The organism is Aeromonas sp. Y289-2, from assembly GCF_027705925.1.
Lineage (GTDB): Bacteria > Pseudomonadota > Gammaproteobacteria > Enterobacterales > Aeromonadaceae > Aeromonas > Aeromonas veronii.
This window is the reverse complement of sequence record NZ_JAPDCH010000011.1, coordinates 137045-161104: the sequence shown is the minus strand read 5'-3', so window position 1 is coordinate 161104 and position 24060 is coordinate 137045. Positions and strand designations below refer to the sequence as shown.

Here is a 24060-nt window from a genome sequence, read left to right as displayed (position 1 = left end):
AGTTGAGGCAGTTGAGGCAGTTGAGGCAGTTGAGGCAGTTGAGGCAGTTGAGGCAGTTGAGGCAGTTGAGGCAGTTGAGGCAGTTGAGGCAGTATCAGAATGGATTAAAAGAAAAGCCGGGACAAGCCCGGCTTTTTCTTTATCACTCAGCAGCTGCTTCAGCAGCGGCCGGGCGGTCTACCAGCTCAATATAAGCCATAGGGGCGTTGTCGCCTGCACGGAAACCGCATTTCAGAATGCGAGTATAACCGCCGGCGCGCTCCAGGTAGCGCGGGCCCAGTTCATTGAACAGCTTAGCCACGATCGCGTTATCGCGAGTACGGGCAAATGCCAGGCGACGATTAGCAACGCTATCAGTCTTGGCAAGGGTGATCAGCGGTTCAACTACACGACGCAGCTCTTTTGCCTTAGGCAGAGTCGTCTTGATGATCTCATGACGAACCAGGGAGCTGGCCATGTTGCGGAACATTGCCTGACGATGGCTGCTGTTCCGGTTCAGTTGACGACCACTCAAACGATGGCGCATGACCTTATCCTTCTAACTAAATCTGTGAAACCCGTAATCTGGATTACTCGTCAGCGATGCTGGCGGGCGGCCAGTTCTCAAGGCGCATGCCAAGAGACAGACCACGGGAGGCCAACACGTCCTTGATCTCAGTCAGGGACTTCTTACCGAGGTTAGGAGTCTTAAGCAACTCAACTTCGGTACGCTGTACCAGATCACCAATATAGTGGATAGCTTCTGCCTTCAGACAGTTCGCAGAACGAACTGTCAGCTCCAAATCATCGACAGGACGTAGCAGAATCGGATCAAACTCGGGTTTCTCTTCTTTCTTCTCGGGCACGCTGACATCGCGCAGATCCACGAATGCTTCCAGTTGCTCGGCCAAAATAGTGGCAGAACGACGGATGGCTTCTTCAGGATCCAGGGTACCATTGGTCTCCATGTCGATGACCAGCTTGTCCAAGTCGGTACGCTGTTCCACACGTGCTGCCTCAACATTGTAGGCAATACGAACGATGGGGCTGAACGCGGAGTCCAACAGCAGGCGACCAATAGGACGCTCTTCATCATCGTTGTGAACACGAGCAGAAGCAGGCACATAACCACGACCGCGCTGAACTTTCAGGCGCATGCTGATTTCAGCATTGGCACCAGTCAGGTGGCAGATTACGTGCTCCGGGTTTACGATCTCGACTTCATCACCGTGAGTGATATCACCAGCGGTAACGGGGCCTGTTCCAGACTTGGTCAGGGACAGAGTTACCTCGTCCTTGCCTTCCAGCTTCACAGCGATACCTTTCAGGTTGAGCAGGATTTCAAGAATGTCTTCCTGTACACCTTCTTTGCTGCTGTACTCATGCAGTACCCCGTCAATTTCGACTTCAGTAACTGCACAACCGGGCATAGATGACAGCAAAATACGACGCAGGGCGTTGCCCAGCGTGTGACCAAAGCCACGCTCAAGTGGCTCAAGAGTCACTTTCGCATGAGTCGGGCTAACTTGCTCGATGTCAACTAGCCGCGGTTTAAGAAAATCTGTTACAGAACCCAGCATTGTGTCCTCTCTTTAGAAGCTAGCTTTACTTGGAGTAAAGCTCGACGATCAGCTGTTCGTTAATGTCGGCAGACAGGTCGGAACGCTCTGGCAGACGCTTGAAAGCACCTTCCATTTTAGCGGCGTCAACCTCTACCCAAGTCGGCTTCTCACGCTGACCAGCAACTTCCAGGGAAGCTTTGATACGCGCTTGCTTCTTAGCCTTCTCACGAACGCAGATCACGTCCTCAGGGGAAACCTGGAAAGAAGGAATGTTCACAACGCGACCGTTTACCATGATGGCCTTGTGGCTCACCAGCTGACGAGATTCAGCACGGGTAGCGCCGAAGCCCATACGGTAAACAACGTTGTCCAAACGACCTTCCAGCAGCTGCAACAGGTTTTCACCGGTGTTACCCTTTTGACGGGCAGCGTCGCGGTAGTAGTTGCGGAACTGTTTTTCCAATACGCCGTAGATACGACGAACTTTTTGTTTCTCGCGCAGCTGAACACCGTAGTCGGACAGACGCGCTTTACGCGCACCGTGCTGACCAGGGGCGGTGTCAATCTTGCACTTAGAATCAATCGCACGAACACCTGACTTCAGGAAGAGGTCGGTGCCCTCACGACGGCTAAGCTTAAGCTTAGGACCGATATATCTTGCCATCTTCTTTCTCCAACAATCCTAGACCAAGTAGCTACAGCGTTATACGCGGCGCTTCTTGGGAGGACGACAACCGTTGTGCGGGATCGGAGTCACATCAGTAATGTTAGTGATGCGGAAACCAGCCGCGTTCAGGGCGCGGATGGAAGACTCACGACCGGGACCCGGACCTTTGACCATGACTTCCAGGTTCTTGACGCCATATTCTTTGGCCATCTCACCAGCGCGCTCGGCAGCTACCTGAGCAGCGAACGGGGTGGACTTACGAGAACCACGGAAACCGGAACCACCAGAAGTAGCCCAAGACAGAGCATTGCCCTGACGGTCAGTAATGGTCACGATTGTGTTGTTGAAAGATGCATGAACGTGCGCAATACCGTCGCTCACTTGCTTTTTAACGCGCTTGCGAGCACGAGTCGGAGTTTTAGCCATTTTCTACCTTCCCGTTACTTCTTGATAGCCTTGCGCGGACCCTTACGGGTACGAGCGTTGGTCTTGGTACGTTGACCACGAACAGGCAGGCTACGACGGTGACGCAAACCACGGTAGCAACCCAGATCCATCAATCGCTTGATGTTCATGGAAATCTGACGACGCAGGTCACCTTCAACGGTGAATTTACCTACTTGTTCACGCAGACTCTCGATCTGAGCTTCGTCCAGGTCTTTAATTTTCACATTCTCAGCGATACCGGCTGCGGCACAGATGGCCTTGGAGCGGGTACGACCGACGCCATAAATCGCAGTCAAAGCGATGACTGCATGCTTATGGTCAGGAATGTTAATGCCAGCGATACGGGCCACTATTCACTCCTACATATAGTAGATTACGACCACCACAAAGCCCGTGAGCGGATACGTGGCGGTCAACCAATACACAACAAAAGTTGGCTGGCTATATTAGCCAGCACAACTATTTGTTGCAAGTACTAACCGTAAAAAATTAGCCTTGGCGCTGTTTATGCTTTGGCTCGCTGCAAATCACACGCACCACACCGTGACGCTTGATGATTTTGCAGTTACGGCAGATTGCCTTAACGGAAGCACGAACTTTCATTGCTTAACTCCGTAACTACGCCGACCTTTAGCGGCCGTAGCCCTTCAGGTTGGCCTTCCTCAGGACGTCGCCATATTGATGAGACATCATATGGGTTTGTACCTGAGCCATGAAGTCCATGATAACTACCACGATAATCAGCAGCGAAGTGCCACCGAAGTAGAACTGTACGTTCCAGGCAGTCATCAAGAACTGGGGTACCAGACAGATAAAGGTTATATAGAGCGCACCTGCCAATGTCAGGCGAGTCATAACCTTATCGATGTAACGTGCTGTCTGCTCGCCCGGGCGAATCCCCGGGATAAAGGCTCCACTCTTCTTCAGATTATCTGCTGTCTCGCGGGGGTTGAACACCAGCGCGGTATAGAAGAAGCAGAAGAAGATAATGGCTGCTGCATACAGCATCTCGTAAAGCGGTTGACCCGGCTGCAGGACCATAGAGATCTGTTGCAGGATATCAGCTACTTTACCCTCACCCTGACCAAACCAGGAGGTAATGGTCCCCGGGAAGAGGATGATACTGGATGCGAAAATCGCAGGAATCACACCAGCCATATTCACTTTCAACGGCAGGTGTGTGCTTTGCGCGGCAAATACCTGGCGGCCTTGTTGACGCTTGGCATAGTTAACGACGATACGACGCTGACCACGCTCCACGAACACCACAAAGTAAGTCACTGCGAAAACAATCAAGCCCAGCAACAACAACAGCAGGATGTGCAATTCCCCTTGACGTGCCTGTTCGGCCGTAGCGCCAATGGCATGCGGCAGACCAGCAACGATACCTGTGAAAATAATCAACGAGATACCATTACCAATCCCACGCTCGGTTATCTGCTCACCCAACCACATCAAAAACATGGTACCGGTGACCAGACTCACAACCGCTGTGAAATAGAAGCCCAGACCCGGATTAGTCACGAGTCCATGCATCATATTCGGCAGACCGGTTGCAATACCAATGGCCTGGAAAGTTCCCAAAACCAGCGTGCCCCAACGGGTATATTGGCTAATCTTGCGACGGCCGGATTCACCTTCTTTCTTGAGTTCAGCAAGAGCGGGGTGAACCACTGTCAGCAGCTGGATAATGATCGATGCCGAAATGTACGGCATGATCCCCAACGCAAGAATAGAAGCACGCGAGAGTGCACCACCACTGAACATGTTGAACATCTCAATGATGGTGCCCTTCTGTTGCTGGAACAACTCGGCCAGTACGGCGGCGTCAATACCAGGAATCGGCACATAAGAGCCTGCACGGAAAACGATAATCGCCCCGAGAACGAAGAGCAGACGGCTCTTCAGTTCACTCAGACCACCCTGTGCTTTAACATCCAATCCTGGTTTCTTAGCCATTGTACTGATTATTCCTCGATTTTACCGCCAGCGGCCTCGATGGCTGCGCGTGCACCTTTGGTGACGGACAGACCACGAACGGTCACAGCACGGTCAATGTTGCCTGACAGAACAACTTTAGCGAACACGATGTTCTTAGTAACAACACCGGCTTGCTTCAGAGTGCTCAGGTCGACCACATCACCTTCTACCAGGGCGATTTCGTTCAGACGCACTTCGGCAGAAACCAAAGATTTGCGAGAGAAGAAACCGAACTTCGGCAGACGGATTTTCAAAGGCATCTGGCCGCCTTCGAAACCGTTGCGGACTTTACCGCCACCGGAACGAGAGGTTTGGCCTTTAACACCACGACCACCAGTCTTGCCCAGGCCGGAGCCGATACCACGACCACGACGTTGTTTTTCAGGCTTGGAACCAGCGGCCGGAGACAGAGTGTTCAGACGCATGCTTAGCCCTCCACCTTAACCATGTAATAAACCTGGTTGATCATGCCGCGTACGCAAGGAGTATCTTCCAGCTCAACGGTGTGACCAATGCGACGCAGACCCAGACCACGCAGAGTCGCCTTGTGCTTTGGCAGACGGCCGATAGAGCTGCGAGTTTGAGTTACTTTTACAGTGTTAGCCATGTCGCATTACCCCAGAATTTCTTCAACGCGCAGACCACGCTTGGCAGCGATCTGTTCCGGTGATTGACCGTGAACCAGAGCGTCTACAGTAGCGCGAACAACGTTGATTGGGTTGGTGGAACCGTAGGTCTTGGCCAGCACGTTGTGGATACCGGCAACTTCCAGAACAGCACGCATAGCGCCGCCTGCAATGATACCAGTACCTTGGGAGGCCGGCTTCATGAACACGGTGGAGCCAGAGTGAACACCACGCACCGGGTGGTGCAGAGTGCCGTTGTTCAGCTCAACCTTGTTCAGGTTACGCTTAGCCTGTTCCATTGCTTTTTGAATAGCAGCCGGAACTTCACGGGCTTTACCGTAACCGTAACCTACACGGCCGTTACCATCACCCACCACGGTCAACGCGGTGAAGGACATGATACGACCACCTTTAACAGTTTTCGAAACACGGTTTACTGCAATGAGCTTTTCTTGCAGTTCGCCGGCTTGAGATTCGACTTTAGCCATCTTCGACTCCTAGCTTAGAACTGAAGACCAGCGTCACGTGCGGCAGCTGCCAGGGCAGCGATGCGACCGTGATACTTGAAACCGGAACGATCGAAAGATACGTTCTGAACGCCTTTGGCAATAGCACGCTCAGCGATAGCCTTACCTACAGCGGTAGCAGCATCTGCGTTACCGGTGTATTTCAGAGCTTCACTGATGGCTTTCTCTACTGTGGAAGCAGAGGCCAGAACTTCGGAACCGTTGGCTGCAATAACCTGCGCATAGATATGACGCGGGGTACGGTGAACAACCAGACGGGTAGCTCCCAGTTCCTGCATCTTTTTCCGAGCACGAGTAGCACGACGGAGACGAGCTGCTTTCTTGTCCATAGTGTTACCTTACTTCTTCTTAGCTTCTTTAGTACGCACTTGCTCGTTGGCATAGCGTACACCCTTGCCCTTGTAGGGCTCCGGAGCGCGGTAAGCACGGATATCGGCGGCGACTTGGCCAACCAGCTGCTTGTCGACGCCACGCAGAACGATTTCTGTAGCAGTCGGGCACTCAGCGGTCACACCAGCCGGCAGCGCATGCTCTACCGGGTGAGAGAAGCCCAGAGCCAGCGCAACAGCATTGCCCTTGATGGAGGCTTTATAACCTACACCAACCAGCTGCAGCTTGCGCTCGAAGCCTTGGGTAACACCGATTACCATGTTGTTGACCAATGCACGGGCAGTACCGGCCTGAGCGTCAGCACCAGCGATGCTGCCGCGCGGGGCGAACTTCAGTACATTGTCTTCTTTGGTCACTTCTACACCGGCGTGAATAGAGCGAACCAGAGAACCTTTACCACCTTTGATGGTCAGTTCCTGGCCGTTCAGAGTCACCTCTACGCCAGCAGGAATAGTGACGGGTGCCTTAGCAACACGAGACATTTCCTACCTCCTATTAAGCGACGTAGCAGATGATCTCACCGCCCATGCTTGCTTTGCGAGCAGCACGGTCAGTCATCACACCTTTAGACGTGGACACGATAGCAACACCGAGACCGCCCATAACTTTCGGCAGATCAGTAGTGCGCTTGTAAATACGCAGGCCTGGACGGCTTACGCGTTGGATCAGTTCTACAACTGGCTTGCCCTGGAAATATTTCAGTTCAATTTCCAGTTCCGGCTTCACGTCACCAGCTACGGAGTAGCCAGCGATGTAACCTTCTTCTTTCAGCACTTTGGCGATAGCCACTTTCAGCTTGGAAGAAGGCATGGAAACCGCAACTTTGCTCGCCGCCTGACCGTTACGGATGCGGGTCAGCATATCCGCGATCGGATCTTGCATGCTCATAAGTCTAACTCCCGAGATTCGTTACCAAGAAGCCTTCTTCAGGCCCGGAATTTCGCCCTTCATGGCATGCTCACGCACCTTGATGCGAGACAGGCCAAACTTGCGCAGGAAACCGTGCGGACGACCAGTAATATTGCAACGGTTACGCTGGCGGGACGGACTGGAATCACGGGGCAGCTGTTGCAGTTGCAGTACAGCATCCCAACGCGCTTCTTCAGAAGCGTTCATGTCAACGATGATAGCTTTCAGCTCGGCACGCTTGGTCGCGTACTTGGCTACCAGCTTGGCACGCTTTGCTTCGCGCGCTTTCATGGATGTTTTAGCCATAACCCTAACCTTACTTGCGGAATGGGAAGTTAAAGGCAGCCAGCAGAGCACGGCCTTCTTCATCGGTATTCGCGGAAGTGGTGATGGTGATATCCAGACCACGGACGCGATCGACTTTGTCATAGTCGATTTCCGGGAAGATGATCTGCTCACGCACGCCCATGGAGTAGTTACCACGACCGTCGAACGCTTTAGCGTTCAGGCCACGGAAGTCACGGATACGCGGTACGGAGATGCAGATCAGCCGTTCCAGGAACTCCCACATACGCTCGCCACGCAGGGTTACTTTACAACCTATCGGGTAGCCTTCACGAATCTTGAAGCCCGCAACAGATTTGCGAGCTTTGGTGATCAGCGGCTTCTGACCGGAAATGGCAGCCATATCGGCAGCAGCATTTTCCAGCAATTTCTTGTCAGAGATCGCTTCACCAACACCCATGTTCAGGGTGATTTTCTCGATCCGAGGGACTTGCATGATAGTCTTGTAACCGAACTGCTTGGACAGTTCATTTACTACATCGGATTTGTAGTAATCATGCAGTTTCGCCATCGTTAAACTCCAATTACTTCACAAGTTCGCCGGTGGATTTGAAGAAACGGACTTTTTTGCCGTCTTCAATCCGGAAACCAACGCGGTCAGCTTTGCCAGTGGCAGAGTTGAACAGCGCTACGTTTGATACATCGATGGGGGCTTCTTTGGTGACGATACCGCCAGCCTGACCCAGTGCGGGTACCGGCTTCTGGTGTTTCTTCACCTGGTTGATGCCTTCCACGATTACCTTACCTTTTGCAATCAGGACTTGAGTGACTTTGCCACGCTTGCCCTTGTCTTTGCCGGTAAGAACAATCACTTCGTCTTCGCGACGGATTTTAGCTGCCATCGTTCGACTCCTTACAGTACTTCGGGTGCCAGGGACACAATCTTCATGAACTTCTCATTACGCAGTTCACGGGTCACCGGGCCAAAAATACGAGTACCGATTGGCTGTTGGTTGTTGTTAAGCAACACAGCCGCATTGTTGTCGAAACGGATGACAGAGCCGTCCGGACGACGAACGCCTTTACGGGTGCGTACGACCACCGCGTTATACACATCACCTTTCTTCACTTTACCGCGAGGAATGGCTTCCTTGATGGAAACCTTGATGATGTCGCCGATGCCGGCGTAACGGCGGTGCGAGCCACCCAGAACCTTAATACACATTACACTGCGAGCGCCGGAGTTGTCGGCAACACCCAGCATACTTTGCATCTGGATCATCTTAGTGCTCCGCTTTGTTTACTTCTTATCCCTAATGGGATCTGGCTGCCTTCAAAAGGCGCGAAACTATAACACAGGATTTTCAGAAAAGGTAGCCTAAAAAACAAACGGCCCCTGAAAGGGGCCGCTTGGACTACAAAGTACCGATTAGGCCTTTTCTACAACGGCAACCAGGGTCCAGGACTTGGTCTTGGACAGCGGGCGGCATTCGCGGATTTCCACGAGGTCGCCAGCTTTGCACTCGTTGTTTTCGTCATGCACGTGCAGCTTGGTAGTGCGCTTGATGATCTTACCGTAGATCGGGTGCTTTACCTTGCGCTCGATAGCAACAGTGATGGACTTGTCCATCTTGTCGCTGATTACACGACCTTGCAGAGTACGGATCTTGTCAGTCATTACGCACCTGCCTTCTCAGTCAGTACAGTCTTGATACGTGCGACGTCACGACGCACTTGTTTCAGAGTGTGAGTCTGAGCCAGCTGGCCGGTGGACGCTTGCATGCGCATGTTGAATTGCTCACGCAGCAGGCCCAGCAGCTCCTGGTTCAGTTCTTCGACGCTCTTTTGACGCAGATCTTGGGCTTTCATCACATCACCGTCTTAATTACGAAAGTGGTCTGAACAGACAGCTTAGCTGCGGCCAGGGCAAACGCTTCACGCGCCAGAGCCTCAGGTACACCGTCCATCTCGTACAGAACCTTGCCAGGCTGGATCGGGCAAACCCAGTATTCCACGTTACCCTTACCTTTACCCATACGAACTTCGAGGGGCTTTTCGGTGATGGGCTTGTCCGGGAACACACGGATCCAGATCTTACCTTGACGCTTAACGTGACGGGTCATGGCACGACGGGCTGCTTCGATTTGACGAGCAGTCAGTTGACCACGGGATGTCGCCTTCAGGCCAAAGGTACCGAAGGATACTTCGTTACCAGAGGTGGCCAGACCGCGGTTACGACCCTTGTGGGTCTTGCGGAATTTAGTACGCTTAGGTTGCAACATTTACCGAATCTCCTTACTTAGCAGCGCGGCGCTTGTTGTCACGCTTGGGCTTTGCAGGAGCTTGCTCTTGAGCAGCGGCAGCGTTAACAGCAGCCAGACCGCCCAGAACTTCGCCCTTGAAGATCCAAACTTTAACGCCGATCACACCGTAAGTGGTGTGGGCTTCAGAAGTTGCGTAGTCGATGTCGGCACGCAGGGTGTGCAACGGCACACGACCTTCACGGTACCATTCGGTACGCGCGATTTCAGCGCCGCCCAGACGACCGGAAACTTCCACTTTGATGCCCTTGGCACCCAGGCGCATTGCGTTCTGTACGGCGCGCTTCATAGCACGACGGAACATTACACGACGCTCCAGCTGGGAAGTGATGCTGTCGGCAACGAGTTTGCCATCCAGCTCCGGCTTGCGGACTTCGGAAATGTTGATCTGAGCAGGCACGCCAGCGATAGTGGCTACAGCTTTGCGCAGCTTCTCAACGTCTTCGCCTTTCTTACCGATGACAACACCCGGACGAGCGGTGTGAATGGTCACACGGATGCTCTTGGCCGGACGCTCAATGGTGATCTTGGACAAGGACGCGTTTTTCAGTTCCTTGGTCAGGAACTGGCGTACTTGAAAATCGCTGTACAGGTTGTCAGCGAAGTCTTTGGTGTTCGCGAACCAGGTAGAATTCCAAGGCTTGGTAATACCCAGGCGAATGCCATTAGGATGTACTTTCTGACCCATTGCTTATCTCCCAGCCTTAGCGTCGGATACCACTACAGTGATGTGAGCGGTACGCTTGAGGATACGATCCGCACGACCTTTGGCACGCGGACGGATGCGCTTCATGGAGGGACCTTCGTCGACCATGATAGTAGCAACACGCAGCGCGTCGATATCGGCGCCTTCGTTGTGCTCAGCGTTTGCAATGGCAGATTCCAGCACTTTCTTAACCAGCACTGCAGCCTTTTTCGGGCTGAAGGTCAGGATATTCAGAGCCTTGTCTACGGACAGACCACGTACTTGATCGGCTACCAGACGAGCTTTCTGGGCAGAAGTACGGGCATAACGGTGTTTAGCGATAGCTTCCATCATTTATCCCTTAGCGCTTCTTAGCCTTCTTATCAGCAGCATGGCCGCGATAAGTACGAGTCGGTGCGAATTCACCCAGTTTGTGACCGATCATTTCTTCGGTAACGAAAACCGGAACGTGCTGACGACCATTATGGACAGCGATGGTCAAACCGATCATGTTCGGGATGATCATTGAACGACGGGACCAGGTTTTAACCGGCTTTTTATCCCCGCTTTCCACCGCTTTCTCTACCTTCTTCAGCAAGTGCAGGTCAATAAATGGACCCTTCTTGAGAGAACGTGGCATGGTGATTCCTCTATGTTAACAATTACTTGTTACGACGACGTACGATGTACTTGTCGGTACGCTTGTTCTTACGGGTCTTGAAGCCTTTAGCCTTCTGGCCCCATGGGGACACAGGCTGCATGCCCTTGTTACGACCCTCACCACCACCGTGCGGGTGGTCAACCGGGTTCATCGCCATACCGCGAACGGTCGGACGAATACCACGCCAGCGGTTTGCACCGGCTTTACCCAGTTGACGCAACATGTGCTCGGAGTTACCGACTTCACCGATGGTAGCGCGGCACTCGGCCAGAACTTTACGTACTTCGCCGGAACGCAGACGCAGAGTTACATAGTTACCTTCACGAGCCAGGATCTGGATGAAAGTACCAGCGGAACGAGCCAGCTGGGCACCTTTACCAGGCTTCATCTCTACAGCGTGAACGGTAGAACCAACCGGGATGTTGCGCATCGGCAGGGCGTTACCTACCTTGATGGCTGCATCAGCACCAGAAGCGATCGCGTCACCAGCTTTCAGGCCTTTCGGAGCCAGGATGTAACGACGCTCACCGTCTGCATACAACACCAGAGCGATGTTAGCGGTACGGTTCGGATCGTATTCCAGGCGCTCTACTTTAGCCGGGATACCGTCTTTGTCGCGCTTGAAGTCGACGATACGGTAGTGCTGCTTGTGACCACCACCGATATGACGGGTAGTGATACGGCCGTTGTTGTTACGACCACCGGACTTGCTTTTGCTGTCCAGCAGAGCGGCGAAGGGCTTGCCCTTGTACAGCTCTTGATTGACGATCTTGACGACGTGGCGGCGGCCCGGAGAAGTAGGCTTGCACTTAACGATTGCCATTTTTGAGAACTCCTCTTACTCGGCTGCGCCCATGAAGTCGATGTCCTGACCAGCTTTCAGGGTCACATAAGCCTTTTTCCAATCGGAACGACGGCCTACGCGTGCACCTGCGCGCTTGGTCTTACCCTTCATGTTCAGGGTACGGACGGTCTCAACTTCGACCTCGAACAGTTTCGCAACTGCAGCTTTGACTTCCGCCTTGGTAGCATCAACAGCAACTTTGAACACGATAGTGTTCTGCTTTTCTGCAACCATGGTGCTCTTTTCAGAGATGTGCGGAGCCTTCAGAACTTTCAGCAGACGCTCTTCACGGATCATGCCAGCATCTCCTCGATTTGCTTAACTGCGTCAGCAGTCATCAGAACCTTGTCGAAAGCGATCAGGCTGACCGGGTCGATACCGGCAACGTCACGCACGTCAACTTTGTACAGGTTGCGAGCAGCCAGGAACAGGTTCTCATCGACTTCAGCAGTCACGATCAGAACGTCAGTCAGTTCCATTTCTTTCAGCTTGGCGATCAGTTCTTTGGTCTTCGGAGCTTCGATGCCGAACTTCTCAACAACGATCAGGCGCTCTTGACGTACCAGCTCGGACAGAATGCTACGGATAGCGCCGCGGTACATCTTCTTGTTTACTTTCTGGCTGTGATCTTGCGGCTTAGCAGCAAAAGTCACACCACCGGAACGCCAGATGGGCGAACGGATGGAGCCAGCACGGGCACGACCAGTACCCTTCTGACGCCACGGCTTTTTGCCGCCACCAGACACTTCAGAGCGAGTCAGCTGCGCACGAGTACCCTGACGGGCACCAGCGGCATATGCAACGACGACCTGGTGAACCAGAGCTTCGTTGAATTCGCGCCCGAAGGTAGTCTCGGAAACTTCAAGAGCGCTCTTGGCGTCTTTCATTACCAATTCCATTACTATCTCCTCAGACGTTACGCTTTGACGGCAGGTTTGACGATCACGTTGCCGTTGGTTGCACCCGGTACTGCACCTTTGATGAGCAGCAGGTTGCGTTCAGCGTCAACACGAACCAGTTCCAGGTTCTGAGTCGTTACACGCTCAGCACCCATGTGACCAGCCATCTTTTTGCCCTTGAATACACGACCCGGAGTCTGGTTCTGACCGATAGAACCCGGAACGCGGTGAGACAAGGAGTTACCGTGGGTCATATCCTGGGTGCGGAAGTTGTGGCGCTTAACAGTACCAGCAAAGCCCTTACCTTTGGATGTGCCGGTAACGTCTACCAGCTTAACGTCAGCGAGAAGATCTACTTTCAGCTCGCTACCAACAGTGAAAGTTTCACCGTTGTTCAGGCGGAATTCCCACAGACCGCGACCGGCTTCTACACCAGCTTTGGCGAAGTGGCCAGCTTCCGGCTTGGTCACACGGCTGGCTTTCTTGGCGCCAGTGGTAACCTGAATAGCGTTGTAGCCGTCGGTTTCTACAGATTTGACCTGAGTTACACGGTTAGCTTCAACTTCGATAACAGTCACCGGGATAGAAACGCCATCTTCAGTGAAGATGCGAGTCATACCCACTTTGCGACCTACAAGACCGATTGTCATTGTTATCAACCTCTTTCCGTAATTAACCCAGGCTGATCTGGACGTCTACACCAGCTGCCAGATCCAGACGCATCAGGGCGTCTACGGTCTTGTCAGTCGGCTCAACGATGTCTACCAGACGCTTGTGAGTGCGGATCTCGTACTGATCACGCGCATCTTTGTTGACGTGCGGGGAGATCAGGACGGTGAAGCGCTCTTTGCGAGTCGGCAGCGGAATAGGACCGCGAACCTGCGCGCCAGTGCGCTTAGCAGTTTCAACGATTTCCGCAGTGGATTGATCAATCAGGCGATGATCAAAAGCCTTCAGGCGGATACGGATTCTTTGGTTCTGCATTGACAGAGCTCCAATAGATAAAAGAACATAAATCAACACCGCCCGACCGAGATTGCTCCCGCCAGAGGTGTGATTTTTCACGTTTCCCCCCATATCGGGAGGACTGTATGGCTGGCTCCTGTAAACAGGAAACTCAGCAGCAGACATATCGTCTGGCTTACCTCATGGGTAAGCGGAGGGGATTATACGGATTTTTCAAATTTGCGCAAGGGAGAGCGAACAGATTATGCGCAGTTTTATGTGACAGATGGATCTCGCCTGCGGCAACGCACTCTGCAGCCAACACCAAGGTAACGACAATGTTACAAGCAGACTGGTAGACTGTGCGCTTGCCTCTGTCAGTGGAACGACATCCCATGCTCAAAGATCAAAAGAAAGCCTATCAGTATGGCCTTTGCGCCGTTGCCCTCTGGTCGACGGTCGCCACAGCCTTCAAGATCTCCCTCGCCTATTTCGAACCTGTGCAACTGTTGCTTGTGGCCGCCTTCACCTCGACTCTCACGCTGACAGCCGTCGTCGCCAAACAGGGCAAACTGCCGCTGCTGGGAAGCTACATCAAGGCCCGCCCTTTCTACTACCTGACTCTGGGCGTGCTGAACCCCTTTTTCTATTACCTGTTGCTATTCAAGGCCTATGACCTGTTGCCTGCCCAGCAGGCACAGACCCTCAACTACACCTGGGCCATTACTCTCAGTCTGCTGGCCGTCCCCTTCCTCGGCCAGAAGCTGCGTCGGCGTGATGGCGTTGCTATCGTGCTGGGGTATTTTGGCGCGCTGGTGATCGCCACCAGAGGGGATGTATTCGGCCTCCAGTTCGACAGCCCCCTCGGCGTGACGCTGGCGCTGGTCTCGACCCTCATCTGGGCCAGCTACTGGATCCTCAACACCCGCAATCAGGGCGATCCCATTGTCAGCCTGTTGCTCGGCTTTATGCTCAGCCTGCCTTTTATTGTCGTGGCGACTTGGTTGCTCTCCGATTTTGCCATGACCGCCTGGCAGGGATGGGCTGGTGCCATCTATGTGGGACTGTTCGAAATGGGCTTCGGTTTCGTGCTCTGGCTGATGGCGCTGCGCCATGCCACCAACACGGCCCCCATCAGCAACCTCATCTTTATCTCGCCGTTTGCCTCACTGGTGCTGCTCAACCTGTTGATCGGCGAAGCCATCCATCCAGCCACTCCCATCGGGTTAGCGCTCATCGTTGCCGCCCTGCTGATCCAGCAGCTCAAGTACGGCAAACGCTATCGTGCATCAGTCGAAACAAAGAGCTGACCATGCAGAAGGGCGTATCCACGGATACGCCCTTCTCTCAATCCATCCACTCCTGTGGCTGATGTTTCGGCAGCCGCATCTCGACCAGCAGGCCGCCGAGCTCCGAACTTCCCAACCGGATAGTGCCATGGTGCTGGGCGACTATCTTGGCCACGATAGCCAACCCCAAGCCACTACCGCCGACAGTCCGCGCCACATTACCCTGAGTAAACGGCTTGAGCACCCGGGAGTAGTCCTGCTCCGGAATGCCGGGGCCATCATCGAATAGGCGCAGGCGCACCCAGTGCCCGTCGTCCTTCAACTCGGCATACAAGCGGCTCGCCCCATAACGCTGCGAGTTGCTTGAGAGGTTGTTCAACACCCGCCGGATACTGACCGGATTGCAGGCCACCCGCACCGCCTCTTGCGGCAGCGCCAGATCAACCTCCAGCCCCTGCTCCGAGTAGATCAGTAAGGTATCGTGCACCAGCTGGGTCAGATCGATCGGCTCCAGATCCTGGCCCTCATCCGGGCGGATGTAATCGATGAACTGATCGATGATGGCATTGGACTCATCGATGTCGGCGTTGATGCTCTCCTTGAGGTACTCGTCACCGGAGGACATCATCTCGGTCGCCAGCCGGATGCGGGTCAGCGGAGTGCGCAGATCGTGGGAAACCCCCGCCATCATCAGGTTACGCTCTTCGATCAGGCTCTTGATGGAGTGCGACATGTGGTTGAAGGTGCGGGTCAGTCGCCTTACTTCCCGTGATCCCAGCTCCCCCAGCGCCTCGGGGAAATGGCCTCTGGCCACCGCAACTGCACCAGCCTCGAGATCCTCGAGCGGGCGCACCAGCTGCCGGGCAAAGCGCCAGGCCGCAAACAGGGTGATCACCAGCAGCACGCTCAGATAAATGATGAGGGGTTCGATATCGTCATCTTCAATCTCGGTCAGCGGGATCCGCACCCAGATTTTGCTGGCCTGCGGCGGCTGGATCCAGATGATGTAGTGATCCTGGATCTCGACCCGCACCTTGGCCGGGCCACCCAGCTCGCGACTGATGTTCTCCTCCAGATAGGGGTATGGCTTGGCATCGTTGAAGCCATGTTGCACCGCCTCGCTCTGGGTATAGATATCGGTACCGGTCGTCACATAGACCAGCGCCTCGGCATCTTCGCTCAGCGCCAGTTGTTCCGTGTTGACCGGAAAGATCAGCTTGACCTGATTGGCCAGCAAGTGACTGATCTGCTTGACGGTTGGCGCCAGCAGATAGTTATAAAAGGTGACGTAGGAGACAGCTTGATAGACCACCAGGACGGCAGCCAGAAACCAGAGCATGCGCGAGAACATGCTGCCGACCTTTTTCATGCACCGTCACCATCTGGCACGAACACATACCCCAGACCCCAGACAGTCTGCAGGTAGCGGGGCTGGGCCGGATCCTGCTCCAGCAGGCGGCGCAGGCGAGAGACCTGCACGTCGATGCTGCGCTCGGTGGCGGTGTATTCACGGCCACGGGCCAGATTCATCAGCTTGTCGCGGGAGAGCGGCTCGCGCGGATGGCTGACCAGCACCTTGAGCACCGCAAATTCACCGCTGGTGAGCGCCATCGGCTCGCCATCCCGACTCAGCTCGCGGGTCGCCAGATTGAGTTGAAAGGCGCCGAAGTTGACCACCTTCTCTGCAGCCGAGGGAGCCCCCGGCAACTCGACGGTATGACGGCGCAGCACGGCACGGATCCGCGCCAACAGTTCGCGGGGGTTGAACGGCTTGGGCAGATAGTCATCGGCCCCCATCTCGAGCCCGACGATGCGATCGACTTCATCCCCCTTGGCAGTGAGCATCAGCACCGGGATCTGATTGCCCGCTTCCCGCAGACGGCGGCAGATGGAGAGCCCATCCTCCCCCGGCAGCATCAGGTCGAGCACCATCAGGCTGAAGTTTTCACGAGTCAGCAAGCGATCGGCCTGCTCGCCATTGGCCACGCCGCGCACTACGAATCCCTGCTCGGTGAGATAGCGCTCCAACAGGGAACGTAATTTCAGGTCATCGTCCACGACCAGGACCTTGTATTGCTGCTGACTCATTGCTTTGCCTCTTCATTCTTTAGCTGCCCCCAATACTAGGGGGGGATATAGCGGGAGCAAAGCACAAATATGTTACCGGTTATTACCCGTCCCGAGAGCGTGACGGCCATCAAGTCACTGCGCTGGCCAGCGACTCCCTGAACGGCGCCAGCCGAACCATCACGATTTCCCTCGACAGCAAGAGGACAAAAGCTAATATTCCCGAGCAGTTAGCGATGAATACCCCTCTTTGACCAGGTCCGCATCACCATGAAGACAAAGCTGATCACCCGCGAAGGCTACAACAAGCTGAAAGAAGAGCTCGATTTCCTCTGGCGCCAGGAGCGCCCCGAGGTCACCAGGAAGGTGGCATGGGCCGCCAGCCTGGGGGATCGCAGCGAAAATGCCGACTACCAGTACAACAAGAAGCGGCTGCGGGAGATCGATCGGCGGGTGCGTTACCTGCGCAAGTGCCTCGAAGAGCTGGGGATCGTCGACTATGCCCCCGCGCAGGAGGGCAAAGTCTTCTTCGGCGCCTGGGTCGAGGTGGAAAACGAAGAGGGCGAGACCAAGCGCTTTCGCATCGTCGGCTATGACGAGATCTTCGAGCGCAAGGATTACATCTCCATCGACTCCCCCATGGCCCGCGCCCTGCTCAAGAAAGAGGTCGGTGATGAAGCCATCGTCCGTACGCCAGTTGGTGACGTCTGCTGGTATATCAACGAGATCAGCTACCCCAAATAGCCGGACTACTGGTGAGCTGCTTGCCACAGGCACATCCTGAGTCACAGGTGCAATGGCAAGATAAACGCCCTCCCCTGCAACTTTATCAGTCTGACGGGTGCAGACCCCGGCGCAGGGTGGCATCCCGCAACACGACCCCATATAGTGCTCACACTTGGCGCCTGATGGCGCGGACTCGACCACAGAGGCCCTCAACAACATCATGATGCAAACCATAGAGAGACAGATTGCCGGTGAGCTCCATGCTCGCCCGGAGCAGGTGCAGGCCGCAGTGCGCCTGCTGGATGAAGGCTCGACCGTGCCCTTTATCGCCCGTTACCGTAAAGAGGTGACCGGCGGTCTGGACGACAGCAAACTACGTACTCTGGAGAGCCGCCTCGGCTATCTGCGTGAACTGGAAGATCGCCGTCAGGTGATCATTCGCTCCATCGAAGAGCAGGGCAAGCTGACCCCCGCGCTGATGCGCGAATTGAATGGCGCCGACAGCAAGACCCGGCTGGAAGATCTCTACCTCCCCTACAAGCCCAAACGCCGCACCAAGGGGCAGATGGCCATCGAAGCCGGGTTGGAGCCACTGGCCAACCTGTTGCTCAGCGACCCGATGCAGGATCCCGAGCAAGCGGCTGCCGCCTTCCTCAATCCCGAACAGGGCATTGCCGACAGCAAAGCGGCTCTCGATGGCGCCCGCTATATCCTGATGGAGCGCTTCGCCGAGCAGGCCGACCTGCTGGAGAAGCTGCGCGACTACCTGTGGCAGAATGCCACCCTGCGCGCCCGCGTGGTAGCAGGCAAGGAGCAGGAAGGGGCCAAGTTCAAGGATTACTTCGAACACGACGAACAGCTGCACAAGGCCCCCTCCCACCGGGTGCTGGCCATGCTGCGTGGCCGCAATGAGGGGATCCTCAATCTGGCGCTGGTCACCGGTGAGGATGAGGCTGCCAGTCCCTGTGAAGGGATCATTGCCCACCACCTCAAGCTCAATCTGCAGAACCGTCCGGCCGACAAATGGCTGCAAGGGGTGGTGAGCTGGACCTGGAAGATCAAGTTGTCGCTTCAGATGGAGACCGAGCTGATCGGCCGTATCCGCGAGTCGGCAGAGGAGGAGGCAATCAAGGTGTTCGCCATGAACCTCAAGGATCTGCTGATGGCGGCCCCGGCGGGCATGCGCTGCACCATGGGGCTGGATCCGGGCATCCGTACCGGGGTCAAGGTTGCCGTGGTGGATGCCACCGGCAAGCTGGTCGATCACGCCACCATCTATCCATTCGAACCAAAACGCCAGATTGATCAGAGCCTAAAGACCCTGAGCGAGCTGTGCCAGAAGCACAAGGTCGAGCTCATCAGCATCGGCAACGGTACCGCTTCGCGGGAGACCGACCGGCTGGTGAGCGACCTGTTCGAGCGCTACCCCGCCGCCAAGGCGCAGAAGATAGTGGTGAGCGAAGCGGGGGCCTCGGTCTACTCCGCTTCCGAACTCGCCTCTCAGGAGTTCCCGGATCTCGACGTCTCGATCCGTGGCGCCGTCTCCATCGCCCGCCGCCTGCAAGACCCGCTGGCCGAGCTGGTCAAGATCGACCCCAAGAGTATCGGGGTGGGCCAGTATCAGCACGACGTCGGCCAGAGCCAGCTGGCCCGCCGGCTGGATGCGGTGGTCGAGGATTGCGTGAACGCGGTCGGGGTCGATGTGAACACCGCCTCGGTCGCCCTGCTCAACCGGGTTTCCGGCCTCTCCCAGACGTTGGCCCAGAACATCGTCGCCTACCGGGATGAGCACGGCGCATTCAAGAGCCGTCAGCAGTTGCTGAAAGTGAGCCGACTCGGCCCCAAAGCCTTCGAACAGTGCGCCGGCTTCCTGCGCATTCGCGGCGGCAGCAATCCCCTCGACAGCTCGGCAGTGCACCCGGAGTCCTATCCGGTCGTGGAGAGGATCCTCGCCAAGCTGGAGCAGACCGTGGAGAGCCTGCTCGGCAACAGCAGCCTGCTGCGCAGCCTGAAACCGGCCGATTACACCGATGAGCAATTCGGTGTGCCCACCGTCACCGACATCATCGGCGAGCTGGACAAACCGGGCCGCGACCCGCGCCCCGAGTTCAAAACCGCGACCTTCAAGGAAGGGGTGGAGCAGATCAGCGACCTGGTGCCAGAGATGGTACTGGAAGGGGTGGTCACCAACGTCACCAACTTCGGCGCCTTCGTCGATATCGGTGTTCATCAGGACGGTCTGGTGCACATCTCCTCCCTGACCGACCGTTTCGTCAAGGATCCCCGTGAGGTGGTCAAGGCGGGCGACATTGTGCGGGTCAAAGTGCTGGAGGTGGATGCCCCGCGCAAGCGGATCAGCCTGACCATGCGCCTCGACGAAAAGGCAGGGCAGCCCGCCCGCAAGCCGGCTGAAGCGCGCAACAGCAGTGCCGGCAACGCCAAACCAAGAAATGAGCCGCGCCAAAGCGCCCCAATGGGTGGTGCCATGGGCAACGCCTTCGCGGCAGCGCTCTCCAAAGCGAAAAAGTAACGACACCTTTCGGAACGCCTCTAAATGCAAAAAGCCCCGCAAGGGGCTTTTTTACACGCGAAGCTCAGGATCACTGCGTCAGGGCAGCAAGAATGCTCTCGGGCTCTCCATGCTGGGCCAGCACCTCCCGCAGTCGGTTGAATGCCTTGCAGGCCTCTTGCGGATACTTGCCGTAAGAGACGACGCCGGTGTGGCTCCAGCCAGCCGCCAGCATCACTTTCTTCTTGAAACTGGTTCCTTCAGTTCCCCCTCCTCCAAGCTGCATCAGAAACTGCTCCATCTGCAGGTGGGGGGGCGGTACACGGGAGAAGGTGGTGAAATCTTCCGCTTTGACTTCATCGAAATGCATGACAGCTCCTGTGAAATTGGAATGGGCCTGATCTTCAGGTTAGTTGCAAAACAGGCAAAGGAGCTGAAAGTTTGGCGAGGGTGACTCAGATATGCAGACTGAGGGACTGGGTCGAGGCCGGGCTGACAGCCTGTCGATAGTGGCCCGCGATGACGCTGTTGCGCTTGTCCATATAGGCGCTCAGCACACCGCCCGATTTCGCGCTCTGCTCGGCCATCAGCTCTTTGCGCGCCTTGGCTTCACTCGCGGCGGCGCTGCGCGCGACGGCCAGATCCTGCGCGGAAGGCTCGGCAGGCGCTAGCGCTGCAGAGCGGATCTGCTGCATCTTGGCGATGGTAGCCGCAGGGTCACCGGGTACGACACTGGTATCGATCTGGACTTCGCCACCCGTAGCATAACGCTTGCCATCCGGCCCTTGCGTAAACTGATAGGTGGGCGAGCTGGCGTACTCTCCACCCGCAGACTGGTGAGCCTGCTCGTGAGTACGCACCTCCTTGTCACGCTCGACAAGATCCTGAACCTGCTGCTCTTGCCGCTGTTGCTGCTCCTGCTGTTTGGGATCTTGCTGCTTGCGCTGCCCATCCTCACCGGTGGCCTCGACAAAGCGATTGTCTGGCAGTGTCGTCGGCGCTAATTGCCCGGTTTCACGGCTGTTCTGGGAGGTCTGATTGCTGGAGGCCTGACCGGCTTTGGATTTCTCTTTTTGGGAGCCGACTTCGGATTCGGCAACGGAGGCTTGGCCCGCTCGGGCCTGCGGGATCAGTTCTGCCCGGCGATTATCCGTCCTCGCCGCTTCCACCTGGGGTTGCAGCTGTGTCGGGATAAGGGGAGGCAGACTGACATTGATGTTCATCTCACACCCGGATGTCGATCAGGGTTCCCATCATCTCGCTGGCCGTCTGCACTACCTTGGCAGAAGCGCCAGCCTGCTGCTCGGCCACCTTGAGATTGACGAGCTCATCGGTCACTTGCACCTGATCCCCGCTGGGGGTGTTAAGGCGGGCGATCTGACTGGATGCCTTGTCGGCAATCTGCTCGGCTCGCTGAAACCCCTGAACCCCGCTGTTGAAAGCAGAATCAATACGCATGGTGTTACTCCTCTGGTCACAGCTTAATTATCCGCCAGACCAGAGGATTAATGAAGCTTGCAGGCTGTTTTTTAGCCAACAAAATCTCGAACGATTTCAATGAATTCGTCAGGATGGGAGATAAAAGGTGCGTGTGAGGCCTTATTAAGGGTCACGCTGCGGCTGGCAGGGTAGAGATCATCCAGCAGGGGAATGGCCGCCTTGGGCACCAATGAATCCAGTCGGCCATAGATCCGCAACCAGGGCAGATCCAGCTCCAGCAGCGGTTCGCGCAGGTCAACGTCGGCCAACAGCGTCAGCCCGGCCTCGAGTGCGGCAAACTGGGGCGCCGGGCGCTCGGCCAGCCAGTGGCGTAACTGGCGGATATCATCCCGGGCATGTTCGCTGCCCATCGCCTGGATCGCCAGAAAGCGCTCTATGGTCTGGCGAAAATCCCCCGCCAGCATCTGGTTGAAGCCGGTCAGAACCTTGGGGGCGATCCCCGGCCACTCGTCGCGGGCCATGAAACAGGGGGAGCTGGCCACGGTGATCAGGGAGTGCAGCCGATCGGGATGCGTCAGCGCCAACTGGCTTGCCACCAGACCGCCGAGCGACCAGCCAAGCAGATGGCACTTCTGCGGCAAGATGGCGGCCACCTGCTCGGCAAGCCAGGGCAGGCTGTAATCCACCTCGTCTGCCAGCGGGCTGTTGCCAAAGCCGGGCAAATCCACCAGATGAACCCGATAGTGGGACGACAACTGTTGGGCAACACCATGCCAAACCGCACCGTTCATCCCCCACCCGTGCAACAGCACCAGATCGGGCCCCTGGCCAAACTGCTCTACCGATATGCTCATCTAGACTCAAGATCCCTGTTCATGCTCTTGGGGTCAGCATGTTAAAGCGACTGCTCGCTAAAGCAAGCCCGCTGCTCGGCAGCCACGGTGACTGGCAAGGGAGTTGCCTGCTCTGCCATCAGCCTTGCGACAACGCTCCCCTGCTCTGCAGCTGGTGTCGGCAGGCGCTGCACCAGTCACAGCCGAGATGCCACCTCTGCGCCGCACCGCTGGCTGACCATATAGAAGAGAGCACACCGGTCTGTGGTCGCTGCCAGCGCAGGCCTCCCCCCTGGGAGCGGTTGCAGGTGATCGGCGACTACCTGGCTCCCTACCCCATGCTGATCCCCCGGCTCAAATATTCCGGCCAGATCCTTCTGGCGCCGCTACTGGCACGCCTCTTGGCCGATCATCTGGATGGCCGCGAGCCGCCGGAGGCGATCATTCCGGTTCCCCTGCACTGGTGGCGGCAGTGGCGGCGAGGGTTCAATCAGGCGGAGGAGATCGCGCAAGCCCTTGGCGAGTTCACAGACATTCCCTGCGACAACACCCTACTGCAGCGCATCAAGGCAACACCGCAGCAAACAACCCTGAGCGCCGGGCAGCGGCGGCGCAATCTGCGCGGGGCATTCCGGATCCGCTCCCACCAATACCGTCATGTCGCCCTGCTCGATGACGTCGTGACCACAGGCGCCACCGCTGGGCAGCTCAGCCGTTTGCTCCATGAGAGCGGCATCACAAAGGTAGAAGTGTGGGCAATCTGTCGTACCCTGCGGCACAGCAAGTAGCCATCGGCATGCTACCCAAGCATTAATAACCGCGTTATCATGAATACCCTAGTCGTACACTCAGGTTTATGAGGATAGTGATGATCAGCATTTCCGACGCCGCCCAGGCCCATTTCCGTAAACTGCTGGAAAAACAGCCTGATGGCACCAATATCCGGGTGTTTGTGGTCAATCCGGGAACCCAGAATGCCGAGTGTGGCGTATCGTATTGCCCGCCCGATGCCGTGGACCCGGAAGATCAACACCTGCCCTTCAGTGGCTTCGACTGCATGGTTGATCCCCTGAGCGCCCCCTTCCTGGTGGATGCCACCATCGACTTCGTGACCGATCAGATGGGCTCCCAGCTCACCCTGAAAGCACCGAACGCCAAGATGCGTAAAGTGGCCGACGACGCGCCACTGATCGAGCGCATCGAGTACGTGTTGATGTCCGAAGTGAACCCCATGCTGGCTGGTCACGGTGGCAAGGTCACCCTGGTCGAGCTGACCGAAGACAAACTGGCCATCCTGCAGTTTGGCGGCGGTTGCAACGGTTGCTCCATGGTCGATTACACCCTGAAAGAGGGGATCGAGAAGCAACTGCTGGAGAAGTTCCCGGGTGAGCTCAACGGTGTGAAAGATGCCACCGAGCACCAGCGCGGCGACCACTCCTACTATTGATTTGTTGCCATTGCGGCGCAAA

39 protein-coding genes are annotated in these 24060 nt (G+C 56.1%); 5 read left to right on the top strand and 34 right to left on the bottom strand.

From position 1 onward, the window contains the following. Nucleotides 1-142: 142 nt before the first annotated feature. The 28 genes from rplQ to rpsJ all read right to left on the bottom strand — a co-directional run bounded on the left by rplQ (nt 143) and on the right by rpsJ (nt 13766). The gene (rplQ, locus tag OKC43_RS16320; protein WP_005307999.1) at nt 143-526 is read right to left on the bottom strand and encodes a 50S ribosomal protein L17; all 384 of its coding nucleotides are present in this window, start codon (nt 524-526) and stop codon (nt 143-145) included. Between the two features lie 43 nt (nt 527-569). Continuing rightward, entirely contained in the window at nt 570-1559 is a 990-nt protein-coding gene (locus OKC43_RS16315; protein ID WP_005307997.1) for a DNA-directed RNA polymerase subunit alpha, read from the bottom strand. Between the two features lie 25 nt (nt 1560-1584). Then, nucleotides 1585-2205 carry a 30S ribosomal protein S4 gene (gene rpsD / locus OKC43_RS16310; protein WP_005340600.1) on the bottom strand — a complete coding sequence of 207 codons (621 nt, stop codon included), beginning with the start codon at nt 2203-2205 and terminating at the stop codon, nt 1585-1587. A 39-nt stretch (nt 2206-2244) separates the two neighbouring features. Continuing rightward, complete coding sequence (gene rpsK, locus OKC43_RS16305) at nt 2245-2634, bottom strand: 30S ribosomal protein S11 (protein WP_005307993.1); 390 nt, start codon at nt 2632-2634, stop codon at nt 2245-2247. A gap of 14 nt (nt 2635-2648) precedes the next feature. Beyond that, on the bottom strand, nt 2649-3005 hold the full coding sequence (rpsM, locus tag OKC43_RS16300) for a 30S ribosomal protein S13 (protein ID WP_005307991.1): 357 nt from the start codon (nt 3003-3005) through the stop codon (nt 2649-2651). A 139-nt stretch (nt 3006-3144) separates the two neighbouring features. Further along, nucleotides 3145-3258, bottom strand: coding sequence for a 50S ribosomal protein L36 (gene rpmJ / locus OKC43_RS16295; protein WP_005319705.1), 114 nt, complete (start codon nt 3256-3258; stop codon nt 3145-3147). Between the two features lie 27 nt (nt 3259-3285). After that, nucleotides 3286-4614 carry a preprotein translocase subunit SecY gene (secY, locus tag OKC43_RS16290; RefSeq protein ID WP_236272220.1) on the bottom strand — a complete coding sequence of 443 codons (1329 nt, stop codon included), beginning with the start codon at nt 4612-4614 and terminating at the stop codon, nt 3286-3288. Between the two features lie 8 nt (nt 4615-4622). Beyond that, nucleotides 4623-5060 (bottom strand): 50S ribosomal protein L15, encoded by a 438-nt coding sequence (gene rplO, locus OKC43_RS16285; protein WP_005340604.1) that lies wholly within the window; start codon nt 5058-5060, stop codon nt 4623-4625. A 2-nt stretch (nt 5061-5062) separates the two neighbouring features. After that, nucleotides 5063-5242 carry a 50S ribosomal protein L30 gene (gene rpmD / locus OKC43_RS16280; protein ID WP_005307985.1) on the bottom strand — a complete coding sequence of 60 codons (180 nt, stop codon included), beginning with the start codon at nt 5240-5242 and terminating at the stop codon, nt 5063-5065. A 6-nt stretch (nt 5243-5248) separates the two neighbouring features. Next, complete coding sequence (gene rpsE / locus OKC43_RS16275) at nt 5249-5749, bottom strand: 30S ribosomal protein S5 (RefSeq protein ID WP_005340605.1); 501 nt, start codon at nt 5747-5749, stop codon at nt 5249-5251. Nucleotides 5750-5763: 14 nt separating this feature from the next. Continuing rightward, nucleotides 5764-6117 carry a 50S ribosomal protein L18 gene (rplR, locus tag OKC43_RS16270; protein WP_005340606.1) on the bottom strand — a complete coding sequence of 118 codons (354 nt, stop codon included), beginning with the start codon at nt 6115-6117 and terminating at the stop codon, nt 5764-5766. 9 nt (nt 6118-6126) lie between these two features. Then, on the bottom strand, nt 6127-6660 hold the full coding sequence (gene rplF, locus OKC43_RS16265) for a 50S ribosomal protein L6 (RefSeq protein WP_005340607.1): 534 nt from the start codon (nt 6658-6660) through the stop codon (nt 6127-6129). A 13-nt stretch (nt 6661-6673) separates the two neighbouring features. Continuing rightward, nucleotides 6674-7066, bottom strand: a complete 393-nt coding sequence (gene rpsH, locus OKC43_RS16260; RefSeq protein ID WP_005307980.1) for a 30S ribosomal protein S8 — start codon at nt 7064-7066, stop codon at nt 6674-6676. A gap of 21 nt (nt 7067-7087) precedes the next feature. Further along, entirely contained in the window at nt 7088-7393 is a 306-nt protein-coding gene (gene rpsN / locus OKC43_RS16255; protein ID WP_005340609.1) for a 30S ribosomal protein S14, read from the bottom strand. A gap of 10 nt (nt 7394-7403) precedes the next feature. Further along, entirely contained in the window at nt 7404-7943 is a 540-nt protein-coding gene (gene rplE, locus OKC43_RS16250) for a 50S ribosomal protein L5 (protein WP_005331162.1), read from the bottom strand. Nucleotides 7944-7956: 13 nt separating this feature from the next. Then, nucleotides 7957-8274 carry a 50S ribosomal protein L24 gene (gene rplX / locus OKC43_RS16245; RefSeq protein ID WP_005307977.1) on the bottom strand — a complete coding sequence of 106 codons (318 nt, stop codon included), beginning with the start codon at nt 8272-8274 and terminating at the stop codon, nt 7957-7959. Nucleotides 8275-8285: 11 nt separating this feature from the next. Further along, nucleotides 8286-8654, bottom strand: a complete 369-nt coding sequence (gene rplN / locus OKC43_RS16240) for a 50S ribosomal protein L14 (RefSeq protein ID WP_005307975.1) — start codon at nt 8652-8654, stop codon at nt 8286-8288. Between the two features lie 147 nt (nt 8655-8801). Further along, entirely contained in the window at nt 8802-9050 is a 249-nt protein-coding gene (gene rpsQ / locus OKC43_RS16235) for a 30S ribosomal protein S17 (protein WP_005307966.1), read from the bottom strand. Then, complete coding sequence (gene rpmC / locus OKC43_RS16230) at nt 9050-9241, bottom strand: 50S ribosomal protein L29 (RefSeq protein ID WP_005307965.1); 192 nt, start codon at nt 9239-9241, stop codon at nt 9050-9052. Before rpmC ends, rpsQ begins: the two co-directional genes overlap by 1 nt. Further along, entirely contained in the window at nt 9241-9654 is a 414-nt protein-coding gene (gene rplP, locus OKC43_RS16225) for a 50S ribosomal protein L16 (RefSeq protein ID WP_005340612.1), read from the bottom strand. The genes rpmC and rplP overlap by 1 nt, the downstream gene beginning before the upstream one ends. A gap of 13 nt (nt 9655-9667) precedes the next feature. Continuing rightward, the gene (gene rpsC / locus OKC43_RS16220) at nt 9668-10381 is read right to left on the bottom strand and encodes a 30S ribosomal protein S3 (protein WP_005307962.1); all 714 of its coding nucleotides are present in this window, start codon (nt 10379-10381) and stop codon (nt 9668-9670) included. A 3-nt stretch (nt 10382-10384) separates the two neighbouring features. After that, on the bottom strand, nt 10385-10729 hold the full coding sequence (gene rplV, locus OKC43_RS16215; protein ID WP_005319741.1) for a 50S ribosomal protein L22: 345 nt from the start codon (nt 10727-10729) through the stop codon (nt 10385-10387). 10 nt (nt 10730-10739) lie between these two features. Then, the gene (gene rpsS, locus OKC43_RS16210) at nt 10740-11018 is read right to left on the bottom strand and encodes a 30S ribosomal protein S19 (RefSeq protein ID WP_005307960.1); all 279 of its coding nucleotides are present in this window, start codon (nt 11016-11018) and stop codon (nt 10740-10742) included. A gap of 22 nt (nt 11019-11040) precedes the next feature. Continuing rightward, nucleotides 11041-11862 (bottom strand): 50S ribosomal protein L2, encoded by an 822-nt coding sequence (rplB, locus tag OKC43_RS16205; RefSeq protein ID WP_005340614.1) that lies wholly within the window; start codon nt 11860-11862, stop codon nt 11041-11043. Between the two features lie 15 nt (nt 11863-11877). After that, nucleotides 11878-12180, bottom strand: coding sequence for a 50S ribosomal protein L23 (gene rplW, locus OKC43_RS16200; protein WP_005307955.1), 303 nt, complete (start codon nt 12178-12180; stop codon nt 11878-11880). Beyond that, the gene (gene rplD / locus OKC43_RS16195) at nt 12177-12782 is read right to left on the bottom strand and encodes a 50S ribosomal protein L4 (RefSeq protein ID WP_005340616.1); all 606 of its coding nucleotides are present in this window, start codon (nt 12780-12782) and stop codon (nt 12177-12179) included. Before rplD ends, rplW begins: the two co-directional genes overlap by 4 nt. A gap of 17 nt (nt 12783-12799) precedes the next feature. After that, nucleotides 12800-13432 (bottom strand): 50S ribosomal protein L3, encoded by a 633-nt coding sequence (gene rplC / locus OKC43_RS16190; RefSeq protein ID WP_005340620.1) that lies wholly within the window; start codon nt 13430-13432, stop codon nt 12800-12802. A gap of 22 nt (nt 13433-13454) precedes the next feature. Then, a complete protein-coding gene (gene rpsJ, locus OKC43_RS16185) occupies nt 13455-13766 on the bottom strand; it encodes a 30S ribosomal protein S10 (protein WP_005307944.1) in 312 nt (103 codons plus the stop codon). A 356-nt stretch (nt 13767-14122) separates the two neighbouring features. On the opposite strand from rpsJ, the gene OKC43_RS16180 reads away from it, so the two are divergent. Beyond that, a complete protein-coding gene (locus tag OKC43_RS16180) occupies nt 14123-15037 on the top strand; it encodes a DMT family transporter (RefSeq protein ID WP_236272219.1) in 915 nt (304 codons plus the stop codon). Between the two features lie 37 nt (nt 15038-15074). Here the strand turns inward: OKC43_RS16180 and envZ are convergent, their stop codons facing one another. Together envZ and ompR are read right to left on the bottom strand one after the other, a co-directional pair. Next, nucleotides 15075-16385, bottom strand: a complete 1311-nt coding sequence (gene envZ / locus OKC43_RS16175) for a two-component system sensor histidine kinase EnvZ (protein WP_236272218.1) — start codon at nt 16383-16385, stop codon at nt 15075-15077. Next, nucleotides 16382-17104, bottom strand: a complete 723-nt coding sequence (gene ompR / locus OKC43_RS16170; protein ID WP_005340625.1) for an osmolarity response regulator transcription factor OmpR — start codon at nt 17102-17104, stop codon at nt 16382-16384. Before ompR ends, envZ begins: the two co-directional genes overlap by 4 nt. Before the next feature lie 249 nt (nt 17105-17353). Between ompR and greB the strand changes: the two genes are divergently transcribed. Both greB and OKC43_RS16160 read left to right on the top strand, forming a co-directional pair. Continuing rightward, nucleotides 17354-17827, top strand: a complete 474-nt coding sequence (gene greB, locus OKC43_RS16165) for a transcription elongation factor GreB (RefSeq protein WP_005355349.1) — start codon at nt 17354-17356, stop codon at nt 17825-17827. 202 nt (nt 17828-18029) lie between these two features. Then, nucleotides 18030-20339 carry a Tex family protein gene (locus OKC43_RS16160; protein ID WP_236272217.1) on the top strand — a complete coding sequence of 770 codons (2310 nt, stop codon included), beginning with the start codon at nt 18030-18032 and terminating at the stop codon, nt 20337-20339. A gap of 70 nt (nt 20340-20409) precedes the next feature. Here the strand turns inward: OKC43_RS16160 and OKC43_RS16155 are convergent, their stop codons facing one another. The 4 genes from OKC43_RS16155 to bioH form a co-directional block, all read right to left on the bottom strand. Beyond that, entirely contained in the window at nt 20410-20688 is a 279-nt protein-coding gene (locus tag OKC43_RS16155) for a hypothetical protein (RefSeq protein ID WP_005355353.1), read from the bottom strand. Between the two features lie 85 nt (nt 20689-20773). Beyond that, a complete protein-coding gene (locus OKC43_RS16150; RefSeq protein WP_042081656.1) occupies nt 20774-21541 on the bottom strand; it encodes a putative metalloprotease CJM1_0395 family protein in 768 nt (255 codons plus the stop codon). A gap of 1 nt (nt 21542) precedes the next feature. After that, nucleotides 21543-21776, bottom strand: a complete 234-nt coding sequence (locus tag OKC43_RS16145; protein WP_069527608.1) for a flagellar basal body rod C-terminal domain-containing protein — start codon at nt 21774-21776, stop codon at nt 21543-21545. Nucleotides 21777-21847: 71 nt separating this feature from the next. Then, a complete protein-coding gene (gene bioH, locus OKC43_RS16140) occupies nt 21848-22612 on the bottom strand; it encodes a pimeloyl-ACP methyl ester esterase BioH (protein WP_236272216.1) in 765 nt (254 codons plus the stop codon). 38 nt (nt 22613-22650) lie between these two features. Between bioH and OKC43_RS16135 the strand changes: the two genes are divergently transcribed. Together OKC43_RS16135 and nfuA are read left to right on the top strand one after the other, a co-directional pair. Beyond that, nucleotides 22651-23379 carry a ComF family protein gene (locus OKC43_RS16135; RefSeq protein WP_236272215.1) on the top strand — a complete coding sequence of 243 codons (729 nt, stop codon included), beginning with the start codon at nt 22651-22653 and terminating at the stop codon, nt 23377-23379. Between the two features lie 80 nt (nt 23380-23459). Further along, complete coding sequence (gene nfuA / locus OKC43_RS16130) at nt 23460-24038, top strand: Fe-S biogenesis protein NfuA (RefSeq protein ID WP_005340636.1); 579 nt, start codon at nt 23460-23462, stop codon at nt 24036-24038. The last annotated feature ends 22 nt before the right edge of the window (nt 24039-24060 follow it).